Below are 1,188 nucleotides of genomic sequence, written 5' to 3'. Positions count from 1 at the left end.
CTATGATGGGGATAATTTCCGCCGTCTTCAGGCTGTGCACCAATGTAAAAGAAAGTACTTGGTACAACTTGCCCATAATATGAAAAATCTTCAGAAGGATTTTGTGGTCCTAAATCGACTATATTATTGACTTCTGAAATATTCTGATCTTTTAAGCTGTCAACTACAAAGTGAGTGAGATTTTCTGAATTAAAGAGTACAGGATAGTTATCGTCATAATCTACAATCACTTCAACCCCAAAGGTTACTCCAACGCCTTTAGCAATTTGTTTCACTTGGTCTCGGATGACTTTTCTAGTTGTTTCTTTCATCATCCGAACATCCCCTTTTAACACTACTTTATCTTGTATAGCATTAAAACTTCCTGCTCCATCAAATGATCCAATAGTTACAGTACCCATGTCAAATGGATCTATTCTTCTTGAAATTACTGTTTGGAGTTCAGTTACAAAGTAACTAGCGGCTACTATTGCATCATTACTTAATTGTGGCATAGAAGCGTGACCTCCGTTTCCTTTGATTGTAATGGTGAAATTAGAACGTCCCGTTTGAGTTTCTTTATTATGATAGGCAATGACCCCTGTTTTAATTGTAGTCATCACATGAACCCCGATCATATTATCGACACCGTCAAGAGCTCCTGCTTTAATCATACCTTTGGCACCACCAGGAGATACTTCCTCTGCTGGTTGATGGACAATTCTAACTCTTCCCGGAAGTTCTTGTTTTATTTTTACTAGTTCTCTAGCAAGTACCATCAAATATGCAGTATGTGCATCGTGTCCACAGGCATGCATTACTCCTGGATTGACCGATTTAAAACTTAAATCATTATCTTCAAAAATAGCAAGAGCATCAAAGTCTGCTCTCAACGCAAGAGTTTTTCCGGATTTTCCACCTTCAATATCAACGATGATTCCAAATCCCTTTCCGATAAGTTTTGGTTCACAGTCAAGTTCTTTATAAAAGCCCATAATATACTTAAATGTTTCTTTTTCTTGAAAAGAAATTTCTGGGTATTGATGAAGATGACGCCTAATTTGAATCATTTCATTCTCATATTGTGTTAAGCTAGTCAACAAATTATTAAGTAGTTTCATATGATACCTCTAAACTTTCTACCCGTCCCGGTAGGAGCGCTCCAGGCCGAGGCGCAGTCCGCGCTCGTCCGGGTCGCTGCCCAGCAGT

The 1,188-nt window shown here is 38.6% G+C and carries 1 protein-coding gene; it reads right to left on the bottom strand.

What is annotated here, in order from left to right; translation table 11 throughout:
• The coding region (locus ABZ945_RS32910) for a M20 family metallopeptidase (RefSeq protein WP_361277126.1) at window positions 1-1,100 on the bottom strand (1,100 nt) is incomplete at its 3' end.
• Window positions 1,101-1,188 lie beyond the last annotated feature (88 nt).

Origin of the sequence: Streptomyces sp. NPDC046887, from assembly GCF_040644755.1 — a bacterium.
Lineage (GTDB): Bacteria > Actinomycetota > Actinomycetes > Streptomycetales > Streptomycetaceae > Streptomyces > Streptomyces lichenis.
The sequence above is the reverse complement of the archived record's forward strand: the minus strand, read 5'-3'. Positions and strand labels throughout refer to the sequence as shown.